This is a genomic window from Archangium sp. (genome assembly GCF_045802675.1).
In the GTDB taxonomy this organism is placed as follows: Bacteria; Myxococcota; Myxococcia; order Myxococcales; family Myxococcaceae; genus Archangium.
Window position 1 is genome coordinate 46702 of record NZ_JBJMQO010000085.1, and the last position, 18950, is coordinate 65651.

An 18950-nucleotide genomic window follows, 5' to 3' on the forward strand; every position below is an offset into this window, starting at 1 on the left:
GGCCTCCTGGCTCAGGCCGCGAGCGGGTGCTTCGCGCGCTCGTAGTGCCCGGCGAGAATCTCCAGGTAGTTGCCGTGCTCCACCCACTCCAGCAGGTGCATCACCCGCCAGGCGACGAACGGGTGGCTGCTGTCCATGGTCATCAGCGTGGCCAGCAGGCCATCGAACCAGTTGTCCTCCTCCATCTTCGCGAGCGCGCGCGCCTGCCGGACGAAGGGGGCCAGTTGCATCTTCGTGCGCCGGGTGACGCCCGGCCGGTGTCCGCCCGCCAGCTTCATCAGCACGTTGAGCGAGGCGCCCAAATCCCTGCACGCCAGCAGCCCCGCGCGGTCCGCCGTCAGCTCCGAGCAGCGCATCCATTTGTAGAGCGCCTTCTGCAGCGGGAAGCTCAGCAGTTGGCCCACCGTGCCCAGCAGGTGCGTGCCGCTCGCCATCACCTGGGCCACCGTCCGGTAGAGGCCGTGCTCGGCGTGCATGTGGCCCAGCTCGTGCCCCATGACGGAGAGCACCTCGCTGTCGTCCAGTTGGTCGAGCAGGCCCGCGTAGATGGTCACCGAGGGCTCCTCGCTGCCGAACGTCATCGCGTTGGCGTGCGGGGACTCGGAGAGGAACAGCGTGGGCTTCTGCGCCAGAGCCAGGCTCGCGCGTGAGCGCTCCAGCAGCGCGACCAGCTCGGGGAACTGGTCCTCTCCGCAGAGCACGGAGCTGGACAGGTTGAGCAGCTTCAGGCTGCGCTCGCCGAGCTGCGACATCAGCCAGCGAATCAACGCCGGGAAGCCGGGGATGGCCTTGAGCGCCGCCAGCGTCGTGCGGTCCAGCGCGTGCTCGTACGCGCTCGAGGTGATGCCGGTGAGCGGCTCCTGGGGCGAGAGGAACAGGGGCTGGCCGCAGACTCCGCACTCGCACTTCTTGGGCTCGAGCACGGCCCGGGGCACGTGCACGCGGTTCTTCCGGCCGCAGTGGCGGCACTCCAGCACCTTCGCGGGCACCTGTTTCGCATCCGGCCAGAGGGCCGCGGACAGCTCGGCGTGGGACTCGTTCTTCATGCCTTCCTCCCGGACGCCCGGGCGGCGCCCTCCATCGGGACGCTCGCGAAGCCTCGCCGCCCTGTCAAGCCAGGGGGCCCGCGCTCGGCTGGGCTCGCGTGCTGGGGGCGGACGCACGGGGCCTCGTTCCGCCGCCTGCCAGGGCGCTGTCGGGCTGGCCCTCGGGAGGCTTCACCCGCGGGGGGTCCTCCGGAAGTGGCGAGGGGCAGCACATTAGTCCTGAAGAGGAGGGCCGCATGTACGTCGTGACGGGAGCATCGGGGCATACGGGGGCGGTGGTGGCGCGGACGCTGCTGGAGAAGGGCGCGCGGGTCCGGGTCATCCTGCGGGACGAGGCGAAGGCCGGGCCGTGGCGGCAGTGGGGCGCCGAGGTGGTGCTGGCGGACCTGCGCGACGTCGCCGCGCTGAGTCTGGCCATGGTGGGCGCGCAGGGGGCGTACCTGATGCTGCCTCCGCCCGTGCCCTCGAGCACCGGGGTGATGGAGGCGTGCTGGACGGTGGTGGACGCGATGCGGCGGGCGGTGGACGAGAGCGGGCTGCCGCATTTCGTGCTGCTCTCCTCGGTGGGGGCGCAGCACGCCGGAGGCACGGGCCTCGTGAAGACGTTGAATCTCGCCGAGCGGGAGCTGGCCTCCGTGGGCACGCCGATGACCGTCCTCCGCTCGGCGTACTTCATGGAGAACTGGGGCGAGGGGCTGCCCGCGGTGGTGGCCTCGGGCGTGATGCCGAGCTTCATCGGTCCGTCGGACCGTCCGCTGCACATGGTGGCGACGCGGGACGTGGGGGAACTGGCGGCCCAGATGTTGTGCGAGCCCGCGTTCAGCCGGCGCGTGGTGGAGCTGACGGGGCCGGTGGACTACAGCCCGGACGAGGTGGCGGACACGCTGGCGCGGCTGCTCGGCCGGCCGGTGCGCGTGGAGGAGCACCTGCCCGCGGCCCTCGTGCCGATGCTCATGGGCCAGGGGGTCTCCGAGGAGGTGGCGAATCTCCTGTCGGAGCTCGACGAGGCCCTCAACCGGGGCCGGCTCACCTTCGAGCATCCCGAGCGCGTGGCGCGGGGCCGGACGACGCTCGACGAGGTGCTCGGCGGCATGCTGCGGGCCATCGGGGCGCTGCCGCACATGGGCACGGGCGCGGGCGCTGGGGCCGAGGCCCCGCGTTAATCCTCGCCCAGCCGCTTGAGGAACGTGGGGTACGAGAGGCCGAGCACCTTGGCCGCCTCCATGCGCCGGCCGCCCAGCTTCTCCAGGGCCCAGCGGGTATAGGCGCGCTCCACGTCCTCCAGCGCCCGGGGCGGGCCGGAGAGGACGAAGGACTCCGGGTCCACGGTGTTCGCCGCCGCCGTGGCCGCCGCGGGCTTCACGCCGTCCAGCACGTCCAGCTGCAGCTCCGGGCCGGGCTCCATCACCAGCGCGCGCTCGAGCAGGTTGCGCAGCTCGCGCACGTTGCCGGGGAAGGCATACGACTGGAGCCGCGCCCGGGCACGCGGGCCGAGCGGGGTGTCCCGGCGGCCCAGCTCCCGGCGCAGGTCGGCGAGGATGCCCTCGGCCAGGGGGAGGATGTCCTCGCGCCGCTCGCGCAGCGGGGGGATGTCGATGCGGAAGACGCTCAGGCGGAACCAGAGGTCCTCGCGGAACTCGCCCCGGGCCATGAGGGCCGGCAGATCGCGGTTCGTGGCGGCGACGATCCGCGCGCTGCTGGAGTGCTCGGTGGTGCCGCCCAGGCGCCGGAAGCGCCCCGAGTCCAGGAAGGTGAGCAGCTTGGCCTGCAGGCCCGGGGGCAGCTCGCCCACCTCGTCGAGGAAGAGCGTGCCGCCGTTGGCCACCTCCACCAGGCCGCGGCGGGCGGTGCGCGCGTCGGTGAAGGCGCCCTTCTCGTGGCCGAACAGCTCGCTCTCCACCGTCTGCTCGGGCAGGGCCGCGCAGTTGACGTGGACGAAGGGCGCGCCCTCGCCTCCCGAGGACAGTCCATGCAGGTGCCGCGCGAGCATCTCCTTGCCCACGCCCGTCTCGCCCAGCAACAGCACGGCGCTGCGGGGTGAAGCGGCGATGCGCTCGAGCGCGGCCAGCACCCGTTGCATGGCGCCCGAGGCGGGAGGCACCAGCCGGCGCCGTCCGGAGAGCTCGGCCTCGGCGGCGGCCAGCCGTTCCTTCAAGTGGCCCGTGTCCAGCGCCCGGCGCACGCGCAGCACCAGGTCGGCCAGCTCCACCGGCTTGGCCACGTAGTCCGCGGCTCCCGCGCGCACCGCGTCCACCGCGCTGGCGATGTCTCCGTGCGCCGTCACCATCACCACCGCCGCGCCGGGGGCCTGGGCCTTCAGCTCGGGGAGGAAGCCGAGTCCGTCTCCGTCCGGCAGCCGCCGGTCCAGCACCACCAGCGCGGGCGTCAGCTTGCCGAGCGCGGCACGGGCCTCGTGCAGCGAGCGCGCCAGGGTGACGGCATAACCCTCGCGCTGCAGGGCCGCCGCGCCCAGCGAGGAGAAGGCCCGATCATCATCGACGAAGAGGAGGGGAGCGTTCATGTCATCGGCTCCTGCGAGTCGTGGAAGTCCTGGGGGGCCTGCAGCGTCAGCCGCAGGGTGAAGCGGCTGCCGTTGGGAAGGCGCTCGAAGAGGAGGCGCCCGCCCTGTTGTTCCAGCGCGCGCCGGCTCATGGACAGTCCCAGCCCCACGCCCTTGGGCTTGGTGGTGACGAAGGGCTCGAAGAGACGGTCCTCGAAGCCCGGAGGGGGACCGCCCGCGTTGTCCTCCACCTCCACCACCGCCTCGCCGCCGTCCTGGCGCACGTTCACGTGCACCTCGGGCGAGGCCACCTTCCCCAGGTCCTTGGCCGCCACGGCCGCCTCCATCGCGTTGCGCACCAGGTTGTCCAGCGCGGTGGCCAGCAACAGCGGGTCTCCCGACAGCAGCAGTGCCTCGGGCAGGTGGGCGTCCACGCGTACCTCCTCGGCCTCGGGCAGCACGCGCAGGCCGTCGAGCACCTCGCGCACCAGGTGCGGCAGGTCCACCGGCATGCGCTGCACGCGCGCGGGCTTGCCGAAGTGCAGCAGCGAGGTGGCCAGGTGCGCCAGCCGGTCTATCTGCCCGCGCAGCGTGCGCACCGCGAGGCCCTGCTCCTCCGTCTGGGAGAGCATCCCCGTGGCCACCTTGAGGCCGTTGAGCGAGTTCTTCACCTCGTGGGCGATGAGGCTGGCGGCCGAGCCCAGGGCGGCCATCGTCTCCTTCTCCGCCGCGCGCCGCTCCATCTCCAGGAAGAGGCGGTAGACGCGCCGCCAGTGCAGGCCGAAGAGCAGCAGCGTGCCCACCTGAAGCACGGCGAGCACCAGCAGTTGCACCAGCAGCCGGCCGCGGATGGTGGCCAGGGTGGCGCTCTCGTCCGCGGCGAGCACCAGCCGCAGCTCCGTGCCCGGCACCGGCGTGGCCGAGGCGAACACCTGGCTCCCGCCCGTCTCCAATTCCTGGCCGCCCTCGGCGAGCAGCGTCTCCACCTTCGAGGCGAAGCCCGGCGCGGTGGCCCAGGCAGGGGGCGCGCGAGGGAGGAAGAGGTCCCCGTTGCGGTTGAGCACCAACAGGCTCAGGTGCTCGCTGGAGGGCCGTGTCCCGGGGAGGTCCGCGCCCGCGTCGAGCAGGCCGACGAGCAGGCCGATGGTCCGGCCCCGGCGCACCACGGGCACGGCGACGACGAAGGTGGACGAGCCCGGCGCCAGCGCATCCACCACCGGGGCCTGCCGGACGAGGACGTGTTGGAACCAGGGGCGCTCGAGCAGCGCGGGGCCCGCGAGCAGCTCATGGGGCTCGCTCCAGCGGGGACGGCCCGCCGCATCCAGCAGGATGATGCCCTGGCGGAAGATGCCGGCGTCCGGCGAGGAGAGGTCCTGCATGTCCTCGGTGGCCTTCTCCTCTTGCAGGTCGGGGCCCACGCCCACGGCCACGCGCGCCAGCTCGGACTTGAGCAGCTGGAGGTGCAGGCCGAGCGCCTCGGCGTACACCCGGGCCTCGCGGGCGATGCGCGAGCGGAACTGGCCGCGCACCTCGAGCACGTCACCGCGGTAGGACAGCAGCGGCCCGGCCACGGCCACCAGGCCCAGCAGCACGATGCCGGCGAGCACGGAGCGGGTGAACTGCCGCTCCGCGCGGAGGAACTCGGGATGGGAGGGGCTCGCCATCTCCGAAGGCCCCGGTTCTCAGGCGCTGGCGAGCTTCGCGGCGGGCTCCGCTGGCGCCGGGGCACCCACGTTGAGGTTGCCCGTGAGGTACTGGCCGGAGAAGCACGCGGTGCAGAAGGTGGCGCGCTCCCGGTCTCCCACCGCGCTGCCCAGGCCCTCCAGGGTGATGTAGCCCAGCGTGTCCGCCGTCACGTAGCGGGCGATCTCCTCCACGCTGTGGCTGGAGGCGATGAGCTCCTGGCGGCTCGGCGTGTCGATGCCGTAGTAGCAGGGCCACTGCGTGGGCGGCGAGGAGATGCGCAGGTGCACCTCCAGCGCTCCGGCGGCCTTGAGCATCTTCACGATTTTACGGCTGGTGGTGCCGCGCACGATGGAGTCGTCCACCACCACCACGCGCTTGCCCTTGAGCACCTGGCGCACCGCGGACAGCTTCAGCTTCACGCCGAAGTGGCGGATGGACTGCTGGGGCTCGATGAAGGTGCGGCCCACGTAGTGGCTGCGGATGAGGCCCACGTCGTAGGGGATGCCGCTCGCCTGCGCGTAGCCGATGGCCGCGGGCACGCCCGAGTCCGGCACCGCGATGACCAGGTCCGCCCCGGGCGCCGGCTGCTCCTTGGCCAGCTGCCGGCCCAGCTCCTTGCGCACCTCGTACACGCTGCTGCCGAAGAGCACCGAGTCCGGCTTGGCGAAGTACACGTGCTCGAAGATGCACCGGCCCAGCCGCGTGGGCGGGAAGGGCTGGCTGGAGCGCAGGCCCGTCTCGTCGATGACCACCATCTCGCCGGCCTCGAGCTCGCGGATGAACTCCGCCTCGATGAGATCCAGGGCGGTGGTCTCGCTGGCCAGCACCCAGCTGTTCTTCACCATGCCGAGCACCAGCGGCCGGAAGCCGTTGGGGTCCCTCACCGCGACGAGCTTCTTGTCCGTGAGGAAGAGGATGCTGTAGGCGCCCTTCACCTTGGAGAGGGCCTCGGTCACCTTCTGCTCGAAGGTGGGCTGCTTGGAGCGGGCGATGAAGTGGATGACCACCTCGGTGTCCGAGTCCGACTGGAAGATGGCGCCGTCGGCCTCGAGCTGGGTGCGCAGCTCCTGCGCGTTGACGAGGTTGCCGTTATGGGCCACGGCCAGGTGGCCGCCCACGTATTCCACCGTGAGGGGCTGGGCGTTCTTGAGCTGGCTGACGCCCGCCGTGGAGTAGCGCACGTGGCCGATGGCCGCGTGGCCCGGCAGCTTCTCGAGCACGGGCGCGGTGAAGATGTCCGCGACGAGGCCCATCTCGCGGTGGGCCCGAAGACTCTGGCCATCGGATGCGACGATGCCCGCCGACTCCTGCCCGCGATGCTGGAGCGCATGCAGGCCGAGGTACGTCAGGTTGGAAGCTTCCGGGTGGCTGACGATTCCGAAGATGCCGCACATGCGCGCTTGCCTTATCCCCTTCGGGTGCCGAACGGAACTGGAGAACGGTGGGGAACGGTTGCCGCGCTCATGGGTATTCCACGGGCGAGTGCCTCTCCGAGGGCAGGCGTGCGCCCGAGCCCCCGGAATTCCTCGTTTGGAGGTAGGTTCCCCCTCGCATGTCCTCCCGGCGGCGGCGACTGCTGCGCTCCCTGCTTCCCTTCGTGCTGCTGACGCTCGGGTCGGCGTACGCGCTCGCGTCCTGGAACTGGTGCGGGCGGTGGACCGAGCGGCCCCCCGTGGTGCTCGGGCAGGCGCGGGCCGAGGGCGCATGGAGGGCCGGGGCGGCGAAGGTGCCCCTGAAGCCTCCCTACCCGGTGGTGGTGGCGGGCTATGCGCCCCCTCGCCCCGAGGCCAGCCAGGCGGACCCGGCACCCCAGGCCCGGGCGGTGGTACTGGCCGCAGGAGACGTGAAGGTGGGGCTGGTGTCGCTGGAGCTGCTGCTGGTGCCCGACGAGCTCGTGGCCGCGGTGCGTCAGCGGACGGCCGGCCTGGGGCTGCGGGGCGTGGTGGTGACGGCGACGCACTCGCACTCGTCCTTTGGCGGGTATGACGCGCGGTGGGTGTCGCAGCTCGCGGGCACCGGGCGCTTCCGCGAGGACGCGCTGGAGGCGGCGGTGGCCGGGGCCTGCGAGGCGCTGCGTCAGGCCGCGGCCCGGCTCACGGAGGTGTCGCTGGAGGTGGGCGAGTCGAAGGACCCGGTGCTGGTGCGCTCGCGGGCGGGCGGAGAGATTCCGGACGGGGCGCTCACGCGCGCGGTGCTGCGAGGGGCCGAGGGGCCGGTGGCGGAGCTGCTGGTGTTCGCCGCGCACCCCACGGTGGTGCCGAGGCAGCGGGCGGTGGTGGACCCGGACTGGCCGGGGCGGCTGAGCCAGCTGCGCGAGGAGAAGGGCGGGGTGGTGTTGGTGCTGCAGGGGACGGTGGGCAACGTCTCGGTGTCCTACGGCCAGGGCGAGGGCGCGGCGCTGGCGCTGTCCTTCGCTCAGGCGGTGTCGGGGCTGGCCGAGCGCGCGGTGCCGGTGCCGGTGGCCGGGAGCACGCGGCTGGGCTTCGCGCGGGTGGAGGTGGCGCTGCCGAGGCCGGATGCGTCGCGGCTGGTGCCCTCGTACTCGCGGGCGGCGGGGGACAACTTCCTGTGCGCCTCGGCCTCGCGGACGGCGGAGGTGGGCGCACTGGCGTTGGGGCCGCTGGAGCTGTTGCTGCTACCGGGCGAGCCCACGGTGGGCGTGGGCGCGCTGCTGGCGCCACGCACCGGGGCCACGCGGGTGTTGGGGCTCGCGGACGGTTACGTGGGCTACGTGGAGACGCCCGAGAAGGTGAGGACGAACGAGGGCGAGGGCCGCCGTCAGTACTTCGGTCCCACGCTGCTCGAGCGGCTGGGCTCGGGAGCCGAGCTGGCCGCCCGGGCCGCGGGCTTCACACCCTGAGGGCGCGGCTCACAGCTTGTCGAACTCCGAGTCCTCGTCCCGCTTCTTGAAGAGCAGGGCGGTGCGGCCCAGCAGCTGGGCCAGCTCGGCGCCGGTGCCCTCGGCCAGCTTCTGCGCGGCCTCCTGGCGCGTCTCCGGGCCCTCGTTGATCTTCACCTTGATGAGCTCGTGGTCATGCAGCGCCTGCTGCACGGCGGCGATGACGCCCTCGGTCACGCCCGACTGGCCCACGATGACCACCGGTTCCAGGTGGTGTCCCAGCGCACGCAGCTGGCGGCGCTGTTTTCCGGTCAACGGCAAGTTGCTTCTCCTCGTCTGGGGGAGCGCGCGGCGGCGCTCCCGGGGTGGCGCACCCTACTTCTTTTGCTGCGCCATGCGGATCTCCCGCTGCGCGTCGATGTGATTTGGCTGAAGCTCCACCGTCCGCTGGAAGTGCTTCATCGCGCCGCTCTGGTCACCGCACAACTTGGCGATGGCCCCCAGGAAGTAGTGCGCCGAGGCGACCTTCTCGTTCTGCTTCAGACAGGCCTGGAGGTCCTTGTAGGCCTCGTTGTAGCCCGTCTTCTTGTCCTCGAAGGTGAAGAAGCGGGCGTACCCGCGCCAGGCGTAGAACTCGGGCTCCTGGGAGTTGAGCTCGATGGCCTCGTCGAGCAGCTTCGCCGCTTCGGCGAACTTGCGGGCCTTGATGTAGTGGCCGGCCTTGCGGAAGAGCTCCTCGCTCTTGAGGATGGCCTCCACGTCGACCTGGGCCTCCTGCTTGCCGCCGCTCTTGAGCTCGTCGAGGTACGCGGCGCGGCCCTTGTCGTCCGAGAGCGTGCGGTAGGCCTCGCCGATATAGGCGAAGATGTCGGCCTTGAGCTTCTCCAGCTCCGGAGGCGCGCCGGGCGGCAGCGTGTCCGGGTGGTACTGCTTGGCCAGCTTGAAGTAGGCGATCTTCACCGCCGGGCCGTTGGTGTCCGCGCCCAGGCTCAGGCGCTCGAAGTGGTTCTGGTCCTTGAGCTTCTCGGCCAGCTCACGGAGCGCGGGAATCTCGGCCGCGCCCGGAGCGGAGCCCGAGGCGGCGGCGGGAGCGGCGGGCTTCGCGGCGGCGGCGGGAGCGGCGGGCTTCGCGGTGGGAGCAGCGGACGCGGGAGCCGCCGGACGAGGGGCCTGGGGCGCGCTGGCCGGAGGAGGCGCGGCCGGCTTCGGCGCGGCGGCCTGCGGAGCCGAGGCAGGGGGCGGTACGGCCGGCTTCGGCGCGGCGGCCTGGGGCGTGACGCCAGCGTGGGCGACACCGGGTTGTGTCGTCGCCGGACGGGCGGCCTGGGGCGTGACGCCGGCCTGGGCAACGCCGGGCTGTGTCGTCGCCGGACGCGGGGCCTGGGGCGCGGCGGCGGTGGGCGGAGGTGCCGTGCGCGTGGCGGCGGCGAAGGACACCGCGTCGAGCTCCTTGAGGAGGAACGCGATGCGCAGCAGGTGGTCGGCGTCCTGGGGAACGTCGTTGAGGAGCTGGCCGAGCGAGCGCACCCCGTCGATGAGGGCGAGCACGCGCACCTCGTGAGGGGTGAGGCGCAGGTCCCCGGTGGCCACGCGGCCGTTGGCCTTCATCACCGGAAGGGGGAGCACCGGCTGCAGCCAGCGCCGGAGGTCCGCGGTGGGGATGCGGCGGACGAGCTCGCTGAGCAGGGCCCACTTGTTGCCCAGGGGCATGGCCTTGGCGGCGGGCAGCTCCTTGGGCTCGAAGGTGAAGGAGCCGGAGTCGGCGCGCAGGCCCTTGAGGAGGATGCTCTGGGCGCGGTGGGCCAGTTGGGTGAAGGCGGTGGCGGGCTGGAGGAGCCCGAGGCCGAAGAGGGCCGCGAGCACCTCGCCGCCGAAGCGGCTCTTGGAGGACTCGGCCTGCTGGAGCTGCTCCGGGGTGACGAGCTTCGCCTGGAGGAGCCAGGAGCCGAGCGCGTCCTCGGGGTGGGAGGAGTCGATGAACTCGGGGTTGCCCTTGCGGAAGTGGATGCTGACGGCGCAGTCGGGCAGGGAGATGGTGAGCAGGCCGGTGTGGTTGCCGGCGGCGATGAGGCCGTAGAGGTGCACGGGCGAGTGCGCCTCGAGCTGACCGCTGGAGGGCGGCGGGGCGTCGGAGCTGGGGGCCGGAGCGGGCTGCTGGGAGGGCACTCCGGTCATGGACGGGCGCGCGGGGGCCGCGGCGGGCGTCGTGGGCGGAGGCGGGCGGGGGGCCGCAGCGGGAGCGCTGGGAGGCACGGCCCCTGGATGCGGAGCGGCGGGACGGGCAACGGCACCGGGGCTCGCGACAGGCACACCGGCGCCCGGGACGGGAGGCCGCGTGACGGCGACACCCGGGCTCGCGACAGGCACACCGGCGCCCGGGACGGGAGGCCGCGTGACGGCGACACCCGGGCCCGCGATGGGCACACCGGCGCCAGGGACAGGAGGACGAGTCACCGCACCCGGGCCCGCGACGGGGACACCGGCACCTGGGACAGGAGGACGAGTCACCGCACCGGGGCCCGCGACGGGCACACCGGCGCCCGGGCCGGGAGGCCGAGCGATGGCACCGGGGCCCGCGACGGGCACACCGGCACCCGGGACGGGAGGCCGCGTGACGGCGACACCGGGGCCCACGACGGGGATACCCGCGCCCGGGATGGGAGGCCGGGTGACAGCAGCACCCGGAGGACGAGGCACGGCCCCGGGGCCGGCCATGGGCGGAGCCGCGGGAGCGGGCGGCGAGGCGGGGGCACTCGGCCCGGGGGGAACGACGTCGCCCCACATCTCACGAGGGAAGGCATCGCGGATGTGTGGGAAGCGGCCGGGGAAGGCGAAGTTGATGCCGTCCTCGGAGACCTGGAGCCGGCCCTGGATGATGCCGTTATCGATGAGCAGCTCGATGGTCGGCAGGGCGAGCGGGCCCCAGATGGCCCCCTGCTCGTTCCGCACGAAGTATTGCCGGACTTCTCCCTCCGCCATCTCGGATGTCGCTCCTTGTATGCGTCGGCCACCCTACCCCCGTCGCGAGGGCAGGGAAAGCAAGCTGCCGGGCGAAAGCTCCGGAGCGGGGGCGCTCCGCCGTTACGGGGCCTCCATCGTGGCCAGCCCGAGCAGGGAGAGGCAAGCCGGGTCCGCGTCCTGGGTGCTCGGCGGGTCGAAGCAGTTGACCTCGGTGTCGAACACCTTGCAGAGCCCCTTGGGGGTGGTGGCGCAGGCCACCTTGGAATAGGCCTTGGTGCAGCCGTAGCCGCACACCGGCTGCTGCTCGCTCAGCTGGCACTGGGGGGCGGGGAGGGTCTTGCCCCAGGCGCAGAAGGCCTGGGCGGGCGGGTCGAAGCAGGTGAGCTGCATGCCATCGCTCTTGCAGACGCCCATGGGGGTGCGGGTGCAGGCCACCTTGCCGGCCCCGCGGGTGCACTTGTAGCCGCAGGCGAGCTCCACGCCGTTGCCGAGGCACTCGACGCGAGGCGTGTCCCGGCCATAGACGGCGTACACCTCGGGGGGCGGATCGAAGCAGACGATCTCATCGTTGCGGCCGGCGCAGGTGCCCGAGGGAGTGCGCGCGCACTTCACCTTGCCGAACTGGGTGGCGCACTGGTAGCCGCAGGCCACCTGCCCGTCGATCGTCTTGCACTCGGGGGCGGGCAGCGCGTCGCCGTAGACGCGGACGATATAGGCGGGCGGATCGAAACAGACGGCCTGGCCATCAATCACCTGGCACGAGCCCTGGGGCGTCTGGGCGCAGCGCACGCGCTGCCCGTCGGACTTGCACTGGTAGCCGCACGCCACGTGGCCGTCGATGGAGCGGCAGGTGGGACCCTTGGGGTCCGCGGGCGCGGCGGACAGCAGCGCGAGGGTCATCACGGAGACGAGTGACGCGAGCACGGGGGGACCTTGGCGGGGGGTTGCTCCGGATTGACGCCCAGAGTCGGCGCGCGCGCAAGCTTTGGACGTGGTAGGTGGCCGCTGGTGGAAGTCACTCCGCTCCAAATCGCCCTGTTGTGTGTCGCGGCCCTCACGGCCGGTGTGGTGGATGCCATCGCCGGAGGCGGAGGGCTGGTGACGATGCCCGTCCTCCTGGCGACCGGCCTGCCGACGCACCTGGTGCTGGGGACCAACAAGGGGCAGTCCGTGTTCGGCGCGTTCGCGGCGCTGGTGCGCTACGCACGAGCGGGGCTGGTGCGCGGCAAGCTGGCGGCGGTCACCTTCCCGCTGGGACTGGCGGGCTCGTTCCTCGGCGCGTGGCTGGTGCTGAAGCTGCGCCCCGAGGTCCTCAAGCCCCTGGTGCTCGCGTTGCTGGTAATTGTCGCCGCCTTCCTGGCGTTTCGCCGGGGACCGCCGCCCGAGGAGAGGCCGGAGCCACCCCTGCGCCGCATGCTGACGCTGGGCGGGGTCATCGCGCTGCTCATCGGCACCTATGACGGCTTCTTCGGGCCGGGGACGGGGACGTTCCTCATCATCGCCTTCTCGGGGCTGCTGGGGCACGGGCTGACGCGCGCCTCGGCGGACGCGAAGGTGGTGAACTTCGCGTCCAACGTCGCGGCGGTGAGCCTCTTCGCGTACCGCGGAGTGGTGCTCTGGTACGTGGCCCTGCCCATGGCGGCGGCCCAGTTCACCGGAGCGTGGATCGGCGCGCACCTGGCCGTGCGTGGGGGCGACAAGCTGGTGCGCAAGGTGGTGCTGCTGGTGGTGACGGCGCTCGTCATCAAGCTGGGCCGCGACGTGTTCGCCGGGTGAGGCGAGGCCCGCGAGCGCGAGGCCCCGGTCCGTTCAGCCGATGAACACGAGCAGCCCGTGGCCGCGCCTGGCCACGGTGGCGGCGAACTTCTTCAGCTCCTCGAAGTAGGAGAAGAGCTCCTCCTCCGGATCCAGGTCGGGAGGGGGCTCCTCCCAGAAGCCCGGGTAGATGTCCTCTTCCTGGAGCTTCGCGGGGTCGTAGCGCTTGCGCAGGGTGCTCTCGGAGAGGGCGTGGAGGGCCGTGGAGAGCTCCTTCACCTGCTCGGCGGTGAAGACGCGCGCGGTGCCCTCGTCCGAGGGGATGTCGCCCACGTCCTCGCCGCCGCGCACCAGGAAGTCCAGGGGGGCCTTGCCCTCCCAGGCCGTGCCCGTCAGCAGGTATTGCAGGCCGTGCCACGTCTCGCCGATGTCGAGGTCCAGGAAGCGCGCGCCCTCCGCGTCCCCGAAGTCCTCCTCATCGTCGATGAGCTCCTCGAGCTTGTCGGGGTGCTCGAGCAGCTTCTGGCGCTGGTTCTCCGTCAGGCTGCGCAGGGTGCAGAGCATCTCCATCCATGTCTCCTGCGGCCAGACGTTACCATGCGCGCTCAGGTGGCAAGCACTTCCTCCACACGCCGCCGCGCTTCGTCCACCCGCGCCCACGTGGAGAGGAAGTTGCCGTTGAACACGGGGCACTCGTCCACCAGCTCCCGCATCGCGGCGAAGGCCGCCTTCGAGAGGAAGGGGGCCAGGTGCACCCACCGCCTGCGCGAGGCCCAGGGCTTCCCGGCGGCGAGGTCCCGCGCGAGCTCGGCACGTACCTTCGCGGCGTCTCCCCGTCCCGCGGGCACCCGGCGCGCGAGGGCGGCTTCGAACGTGCGCGCGCTCCACATCACCACGTCCTCGTGGAGCACCTGCCACCCCCGGCCGAAGGAGGGAACGAGCCCCTCCCGGGCGAGCCATCCACCCGCGTGCGAGCGATCCGCGCCGGCCTCCAGGTGCTCCTCCATTCCGAGGTTGCACGTGGCGATGGCCACCTGTGCGGCCTCCAGTGCGCGCAGGGGACGGCCCGCGTGGCCGCAGCCGGAGACGAGGACATTGGACAGGTAACCCAGCTCCTGCATGCACCGGGCGAGGGCCTCGGGGGACTCATCCTGGAGCCAGGCCAGCGCCTCCCGGAGCATGGTGGCCGGGGCCTGCGTCCCACCGTCTCCGCCCGTACCGAGCAGGGCCGCTGGAGGCTGCGACGTGAGCACCTCGGCCTCCTGGAGGAGCTGCACGAGGGGCAGGGCGGGGGCGGGCTGTCCGGGCCGTGCGCCTTCCACGCTCGGAGGCGGCGTCCGGGCGTAGCCGCGGGTGATGGGGTCGTCTCCCACGCGCCCGGCTCTCGCGAGGCCCAGGAAGGCCGCGGCGTCCGTCGGGGCGACGAAGCCCTCGCGCTCGCGCCGCTCCTCGCGCGCCTGGGCCACGTCCGATTCGAGCTGCTCCGCCGAGGTGAGGACGGCGTACAGCCCGCCGTTGTCCTCGATGTATTCCGAGGCCTGATGGCAGCAGTGCTCGAGCAGGCGCATGAGGAGCTCATGGTGCGCCTCGTCGAGCGCGACGAGCACCGAGAGCACCGCGTCCCACGACTCGGGCCTGCGGGAGATGAGCAGGAAGTGGTCCAGCTCATGGCTCAGGCTGCTCTCCAGCGCCTTGTCCAGGAGCGGCCCGTCTCCCTGCTCTCCCTCATGCAGGTGGCTCATGAGCAGCACGTCCATGTCCAGCACGAGCACCAGGCCGGACAGCGCGAAGGTGATGAAGTCCTCGTCCATCTCCGCGAGCCGGGCGGCCGCGCGGTCCGCGCCCATCTCGAGCAGCACCTCCAGCCAGAGGCCGAAGCGTTCGGCGTCGAAGCGCTCCTCCTGGCCCGGGCGGGTGCTGCGCCACAGGTCGTCGTCGAAGATGCGCGCCAGTTGCTGGGTCGTGGCCAGGGCCACCAGCTCCCCCGCGTCCTCCAGGCCGACATGGTGGATGAGGCGCGCCAGGGTGGGCGGCGGCAGATGCTGGAGGGCCGAGACCTGCTCCGGGCTCTCGAGGACGCGGTAGAGCAGCCCCTGGGTACCGGGTCCCTTCATCAGCGGGCTCGACGTCATGCGTGCCTCCCTTTCATGGGTGAATGGTGTATTCATTTTTGGGGGATGAGGACGCCCGGACGGGCGGGGGCCCGCACCGGCTCAGGGCGTGAAGAGTGCCGCGAGCCCAGTCAGGTGGTAGCGAGCGAGCGCCTCCACCGCCTCGCGGATATCCCGTTCCTCCTCCAGGTGACGGAGGATGCGTCCCAGCGATGTGACGTAGTTGCGGTAGAGCTCCTCGAGGGCGAAGCGCGTGGGGCGGGCAGGCCGGGCGTGGAAGTGAGCGGTCGCGGCCTTGATGAGGAACTGGACCAGTTCTTCCGCGAAGTGCTCATGGGGCGTGCCCTCGGGACTGGAGAGCAGCACGACGACGCGCAGGCGGTGGGCCAGACAGAAGGCCAGCACCTCCTCGGAGAGGAGGCGGTAGGGCGCGGTGGGCTCCAGCTTCCGGAGATCCTCCACGCCCCGGGCCGCCTCCACGCGCTGGCGCAGGAGCCGCTGCAACGTGGCGACGAACGCGTCGGGGATGACGGCCTCGTAGAGGGCGCTCTTGTTCTCGAAGTAACGGTAGATGTTGCCGGTGGACACCCGGGCGGCGGAGGCGATCTCCGCCATGCTGGCGCTCCGGACGCCCTTGCGAGCGAACACCTCGAGCGCGGCCGCCTGGATGGCCTCCTGCACCTCGTCCTTGAGGTACTGCGCCATCGCCCACCTCCGCCATGAGTGAATGGCCCGTTCTCTTTTAAGGCTCGGCGCGGGCGGTGGCAAGGGTCGAAGAGGGCAGCCGGGCGGGCCAGCGGCCGGAGCGCGGGAGGTGTCCGCCCTCACCGCTGTCTCAGGCGGCGGGCTCCTCTCCGCCGACTTGGCGCGGGAGTCGAGGCGCTGGCAGTCTTCCGCTCGAGAAGCGCGACCGCTGAAAGGGAGCCCATGCCGCGGAGCCAGGAGGTCGAGACGTGGTTCGAGCGCTACGACAATCCGATGAAGGAGGTCGTGCTGCGCATCCGGGAGATCATCCTCGCGGCGGATTCCCGAATCGAGGAGTGCATCAAGTGGCAGGCGCCGACGTTCACGTTCCAGGGCAACCTGGCCAGCTTCTTCCCGAAGAGCAAGCAGCACGCGAGCCTGATGTTCCACCTCGGGGCGCACATTCCAGGTGACCACCCGCGCCTCGAGGGGACGGGGGACACGGGCCGTATCATGAAGCTCGGCAGCGTGGCTGAAGCCAACGCGGCGAGACGTGACCTGGAGAGGCTCGTGCGAGCGTGGTGCGACTGGCGCACGTCGGCGGCGGAGACGGTCGCGACGAAGAAGCCCCCGGTGAAGAAGGCCGTGGCCAAGAAGCCCTCGGCGAAGAAGCCCTCGGCGAAGAAGGCCGTGGCCAAGAAGGCCGTGGCGAAGGTGGCCGGCGGGAAGAAGACGGGCGCGAAGTGGCTCGAGCGCTCCGGTCGAAAGACCCCCGGTAGGGGATAGAGCATCCGCCCGCGCGGGCGGGCTCCTAAGCCAGATTGGGTAAGTCCTGTCAGGGGGAGGCTCCGGGCGTGTTTTCCCGCAACTGGTCCGATGGTCGTACCAGTCGGGACGAAGAGCGACCGGAAGGTGCCTCGTTCTTTGCGCCGAGAGCACCCTGACAGGACTTTCCCCACTTGGCTTAGCCCAGCGCCTTCACCTCGGGCCGGTCGCGGTGCTGATCGGCCCAGCGGGAGATCTCGGGAGGCAGGCGCCAGCCGAGGGACACGATTTGCGCGGCGGGGGCGAACTGCGTTGCCCGTTGGGGCAGGGTGGCGAGCCAGTGCTCCATGGTGACGAGCCACATGTCGGCCGCGGACCAGCCGCTGCGCGCGACGGTGGGGCGGGAGAGCGCGGACACCCGCTGGGCCAGCGCATCGAGCGCGCGCTGCACCCGGTCCATCGCCTCGGCCTTCACGGCGCCCCAGGCCTCGGAAGTGTGAAGCGCGTAGTAGCGGGCTCCGAGATCGGCGAGTCCGTTCTGGACGACATCGACGAGCGGGGCGAGCTCGAAGAGCGCGAAGGCATCCTCGGGGCCCGTCGGCCACAAGGGCGGGGCCGAGGGGTAGGCACGGTCCAGGTAATGGGAGATCGCCGTCGAGTCCCCGATGACGCGGCCATCCTCCTCGACCAGGACGGGAACCGTCTTGAGGGGCGAGAGGCGCCGCGCCTCCGCCTGGATATTCGGGTGGGAGCGGGAGTCACGCAGCTCGAAGCTCAGGCCCTTGTGCGCGAGCGCGAGCCGGGTTCTGCGGGCGAAGGGCGAGGTGGGGAAGTGGTAGAGGATGCGCATGGCGACGCGATATCACAACGAACATCTTCCGCCGCTCGACGCGAGGGTCATCCGGCAGGGCCGCCGAGAAGGACTCCACGAGCTGCTCGGGAGACTTGCGCCAGGTCATCGCCATCGCCATTGGCTCCTTCCGGCCGGGCTTCCGGCCGTGAGAGGGATGCTGCCACAACTGGCGTGGAGGCCCTCTACCCGCCGTTGGTCGGCCCGGCCGGGTTCACCGAGTCCGGGCCCTTCGCGTCGAGCCATCCCCTCTCCACGAGCACCCGGAGGAAGCCCGGATGCTCCAGTGAGAGCGGTGGAAGATAGGCGCCCAGACGGGTGCGCACCCACCAGCCCTCCTCGCCCGGGCGGCTGAAGCGGTAGAGGTAGAGCTCGGCGCGCACGTGTCTGGGCGGCGTGTCCGGGAAGGGGTGCTTCCGGAGCAATCCCAACACCGCCTCGTCACCCTGTAGCAGTTTGGCCACCAGGTTGAGAATCCAGGGGTGCCGCTCGTACGAGGACATCGGCGCGAACCACATCTGCCAGTCGAGCCGGTGATGATAGGGCGAGACGAGGGATGGGCGACGCCGTGGGTCCCCGGGCTTGCCCTTGAACTCGTACTCCCGCCAATGGGCGTCGGGCGTGGGAAACAGCGCATCCGTCCCCTCGAGCACCACCTCCAACCGCTCGCGCGTCACGCCCCCGAAAGCGCCGTAGGTGTTCACGAGGTGCAGCGGGTCATAGCTGAGGTTCATGGCCTGCCGAGGTGAGAGCAGATTGAGGGCGGGCCTGATGCTCAGCACCGCCACCAGCACGGTGAGGGCGAGCACCGCCCCATGGTGCACCGCGGACTGCTCGAGAACCGCCGGTGGCGCGAGCGGCAGCAACCGCGATAGCAGCGCATCGTCGAGCACGGGGATGCAGAGCACGAGGGTGAGGTAGTTCAGCCAGGAGAGATTGCCGCTGACGATGAGGATGAGCTGGAAGAGGGCGGTGAGCCCGGCGCTCGTGTAGCGCAGCCCCTGTGGCCAGAAGTAGCCGAAGGGGACGACGAGCTCGACGAGGTGGTTGTAGAGCACGCCGGCGTGGAGCACCGGCCGGGGCAGACGGTGGAACGCGCGGCTGAAGGGATTGGGGAGCGGCTGCGTCTCGAAGTGGAAGTCGAGGCAGGTGAGTTTCCGCCAGCACTCGTCGCCGCGCAGCTTGATGAGGCCCGCGCCGAACATCACCCGGAACAGCATCCAGCGCAGCAGCCAGATGACCAGCACCGGAGGCTCCGCGCGCGAGGGCCCGAGGAAGAGGGCGAGGAAGCCCGCCTCCAGCAGCATCGACTCCCAGCCGAAGCCGTAGAACGTCTGCCCGACGTTGACGAACGAGAGGTAGAGCACCCAGAGCGCGCCCCAGACCGCCACCGAGAGCGCGAAGCCGTGCGCATCCGAGAGGCCGCTCACCGCCACCAGCGAGAGCACGAGCCCCGCCCAGGCCCCGAGGCGGAGGGTGCGATCGGTGCAGCGAAGGAAGAAGAGGCTCGGTGAATCGCGAAAGCGTACGCGCTTCACGAAGAGCGGGGCGGGCAGGAGTCCCCGCTCCCCGATGAGCGCTCGCCCCTGCCTCACCAGCACGAGGAAGCCGATGAGGTAGATGAAGCCCAACGCCCGCTGGAAGCAGAACCGCGTCAGCCAGTACTGCGGTGCCTCGCCCCAGTCCATGGGCTCACTCTAGGGAGTCCTCGCGGGGCGGGCATTGGGCCCAAGGGCAGCCTGGCCACGGACGG

At 71.5% G+C, this 18950-nt stretch carries 16 protein-coding genes; 4 read left to right on the top strand and 12 right to left on the bottom strand.

Annotation, left to right across the window (positions count from 1 at the left end; genetic code table 11):
• Window positions 1-11: 11 nt before the first annotated feature.
• Complete coding sequence (locus ACJ8AN_RS24585; RefSeq protein WP_407757887.1) at window positions 12-1046, bottom strand: M48 family metallopeptidase; 1035 nt, start codon at window positions 1044-1046, stop codon at window positions 12-14.
• 236 nt (window positions 1047-1282) lie between these two features.
• Here ACJ8AN_RS24585 and ACJ8AN_RS24590 point away from each other — a divergent pair, with 236 nt between their 5' ends.
• On the top strand, window positions 1283-2209 hold the full coding sequence (locus ACJ8AN_RS24590) for an NmrA family NAD(P)-binding protein (protein WP_407757888.1): 927 nt from the start codon (window positions 1283-1285) through the stop codon (window positions 2207-2209).
• Here the strand turns inward: ACJ8AN_RS24590 and ACJ8AN_RS24595 are convergent.
• Genes ACJ8AN_RS24595 through purF form a run of 3 tightly spaced genes read right to left on the bottom strand, consistent with a single transcriptional unit; the run spans window position 2206 to window position 6626 of the window.
• Window positions 2206-3567 carry a sigma-54-dependent transcriptional regulator gene (locus ACJ8AN_RS24595; RefSeq protein WP_407757889.1) on the bottom strand — a complete coding sequence of 454 codons (1362 nt, stop codon included), beginning with the start codon at window positions 3565-3567 and terminating at the stop codon, window positions 2206-2208. The two genes, ACJ8AN_RS24590 and ACJ8AN_RS24595, sit on opposite strands and share 4 nt — an antisense overlap.
• Window positions 3564-5210 (bottom strand): ATP-binding protein, encoded by a 1647-nt coding sequence (locus ACJ8AN_RS24600; protein WP_407757890.1) that lies wholly within the window; start codon window positions 5208-5210, stop codon window positions 3564-3566. The genes ACJ8AN_RS24595 and ACJ8AN_RS24600 overlap by 4 nt, the downstream gene beginning before the upstream one ends.
• A gap of 18 nt (window positions 5211-5228) precedes the next feature.
• On the bottom strand, window positions 5229-6626 hold the full coding sequence (purF, locus tag ACJ8AN_RS24605) for an amidophosphoribosyltransferase (RefSeq protein ID WP_407757891.1): 1398 nt from the start codon (window positions 6624-6626) through the stop codon (window positions 5229-5231).
• A 158-nt stretch (window positions 6627-6784) separates the two neighbouring features.
• Between purF and ACJ8AN_RS24610 the strand changes: the two genes are divergently transcribed.
• The gene (locus ACJ8AN_RS24610; protein WP_407757892.1) at window positions 6785-8092 is read left to right on the top strand and encodes a neutral/alkaline non-lysosomal ceramidase N-terminal domain-containing protein; all 1308 of its coding nucleotides are present in this window, start codon (window positions 6785-6787) and stop codon (window positions 8090-8092) included.
• Window positions 8093-8101: 9 nt separating this feature from the next.
• Here ACJ8AN_RS24610 and yhbY read toward each other — a convergent pair whose 3' ends face one another.
• The 3 genes from yhbY to ACJ8AN_RS24625 form a co-directional block, all read right to left on the bottom strand.
• The gene (yhbY, locus tag ACJ8AN_RS24615) at window positions 8102-8392 is read right to left on the bottom strand and encodes a ribosome assembly RNA-binding protein YhbY (protein WP_407757893.1); all 291 of its coding nucleotides are present in this window, start codon (window positions 8390-8392) and stop codon (window positions 8102-8104) included.
• Between the two features lie 54 nt (window positions 8393-8446).
• Window positions 8447-11050, bottom strand: coding sequence for a DUF4388 domain-containing protein (locus ACJ8AN_RS24620; RefSeq protein ID WP_407757894.1), 2604 nt, complete (start codon window positions 11048-11050; stop codon window positions 8447-8449).
• Between the two features lie 102 nt (window positions 11051-11152).
• The gene (locus tag ACJ8AN_RS24625; protein WP_407757895.1) at window positions 11153-11956 is read right to left on the bottom strand and encodes a hypothetical protein; all 804 of its coding nucleotides are present in this window, start codon (window positions 11954-11956) and stop codon (window positions 11153-11155) included.
• An 81-nt stretch (window positions 11957-12037) separates the two neighbouring features.
• Between ACJ8AN_RS24625 and ACJ8AN_RS24630 the strand changes: the two genes are divergently transcribed.
• Window positions 12038-12808, top strand: a complete 771-nt coding sequence (locus ACJ8AN_RS24630; RefSeq protein ID WP_407757926.1) for a TSUP family transporter — start codon at window positions 12038-12040, stop codon at window positions 12806-12808.
• 33 nt (window positions 12809-12841) lie between these two features.
• Here ACJ8AN_RS24630 and ACJ8AN_RS24635 read toward each other — a convergent pair whose 3' ends face one another.
• The 3 genes from ACJ8AN_RS24635 to ACJ8AN_RS24645 form a co-directional block, all read right to left on the bottom strand.
• Window positions 12842-13357: a YfbM family protein gene (locus tag ACJ8AN_RS24635; protein WP_407757896.1), complete on the bottom strand. Its 516-nt coding sequence runs from the start codon at window positions 13355-13357 to the stop codon at window positions 12842-12844.
• Between the two features lie 35 nt (window positions 13358-13392).
• On the bottom strand, window positions 13393-14919 hold the full coding sequence (locus tag ACJ8AN_RS24640) for a DUF6178 family protein (protein WP_407757897.1): 1527 nt from the start codon (window positions 14917-14919) through the stop codon (window positions 13393-13395).
• A gap of 81 nt (window positions 14920-15000) precedes the next feature.
• Window positions 15001-15603, bottom strand: a complete 603-nt coding sequence (locus tag ACJ8AN_RS24645) for a TetR/AcrR family transcriptional regulator (protein WP_407757898.1) — start codon at window positions 15601-15603, stop codon at window positions 15001-15003.
• Between the two features lie 222 nt (window positions 15604-15825).
• Between ACJ8AN_RS24645 and ACJ8AN_RS24650 the strand changes: the two genes are divergently transcribed.
• Window positions 15826-16368 carry a DUF1801 domain-containing protein gene (locus ACJ8AN_RS24650; protein ID WP_407757899.1) on the top strand — a complete coding sequence of 181 codons (543 nt, stop codon included), beginning with the start codon at window positions 15826-15828 and terminating at the stop codon, window positions 16366-16368.
• 178 nt (window positions 16369-16546) lie between these two features.
• Here the strand turns inward: ACJ8AN_RS24650 and ACJ8AN_RS24655 are convergent, their stop codons facing one another.
• Together ACJ8AN_RS24655 and ACJ8AN_RS24660 are read right to left on the bottom strand one after the other, a co-directional pair.
• Window positions 16547-17197 carry a glutathione S-transferase family protein gene (locus ACJ8AN_RS24655; RefSeq protein WP_407757900.1) on the bottom strand — a complete coding sequence of 217 codons (651 nt, stop codon included), beginning with the start codon at window positions 17195-17197 and terminating at the stop codon, window positions 16547-16549.
• Window positions 17198-17382: 185 nt separating this feature from the next.
• A complete protein-coding gene (locus ACJ8AN_RS24660; protein ID WP_407757901.1) occupies window positions 17383-18885 on the bottom strand; it encodes a lipase maturation factor family protein in 1503 nt (500 codons plus the stop codon).
• Window positions 18886-18950 lie beyond the last annotated feature (65 nt).

Coding starts and splice junctions, on each gene's coding strand:
- ACJ8AN_RS24585 (WP_407757887.1), bottom strand. CDS start 1,046: ATGAAGAACGAGTCCCACGCCGAGCTGTCCGCGGCCCTCTGGCCGGAT.
- ACJ8AN_RS24590 (WP_407757888.1), top strand. CDS start 1,283: ATGTACGTCGTGACGGGAGCATCGGGGCATACGGGGGCGGTGGTGGCG.
- ACJ8AN_RS24595 (WP_407757889.1), bottom strand. CDS start 3,567: ATGAACGCTCCCCTCCTCTTCGTCGATGATGATCGGGCCTTCTCCTCG.
- ACJ8AN_RS24600 (WP_407757890.1), bottom strand. CDS start 5,210: ATGGCGAGCCCCTCCCATCCCGAGTTCCTCCGCGCGGAGCGGCAGTTC.
- purF (WP_407757891.1), bottom strand. CDS start 6,626: ATGTGCGGCATCTTCGGAATCGTCAGCCACCCGGAAGCTTCCAACCTG.
- ACJ8AN_RS24610 (WP_407757892.1), top strand. CDS start 6,785: ATGTCCTCCCGGCGGCGGCGACTGCTGCGCTCCCTGCTTCCCTTCGTG.
- ACJ8AN_RS24620 (WP_407757894.1), bottom strand. CDS start 11,050: ATGGCGGAGGGAGAAGTCCGGCAATACTTCGTGCGGAACGAGCAGGGG.
- ACJ8AN_RS24635 (WP_407757896.1), bottom strand. CDS start 13,357: ATGGAGATGCTCTGCACCCTGCGCAGCCTGACGGAGAACCAGCGCCAG.
- ACJ8AN_RS24640 (WP_407757897.1), bottom strand. CDS start 14,919: ATGACGTCGAGCCCGCTGATGAAGGGACCCGGTACCCAGGGGCTGCTC.
- ACJ8AN_RS24645 (WP_407757898.1), bottom strand. CDS start 15,603: ATGGCGCAGTACCTCAAGGACGAGGTGCAGGAGGCCATCCAGGCGGCC.
- ACJ8AN_RS24650 (WP_407757899.1), top strand. CDS start 15,826: ATGCCGCGGAGCCAGGAGGTCGAGACGTGGTTCGAGCGCTACGACAAT.
- ACJ8AN_RS24655 (WP_407757900.1), bottom strand. CDS start 17,197: ATGCGCATCCTCTACCACTTCCCCACCTCGCCCTTCGCCCGCAGAACC.
- ACJ8AN_RS24660 (WP_407757901.1), bottom strand. CDS start 18,885: ATGGACTGGGGCGAGGCACCGCAGTACTGGCTGACGCGGTTCTGCTTC.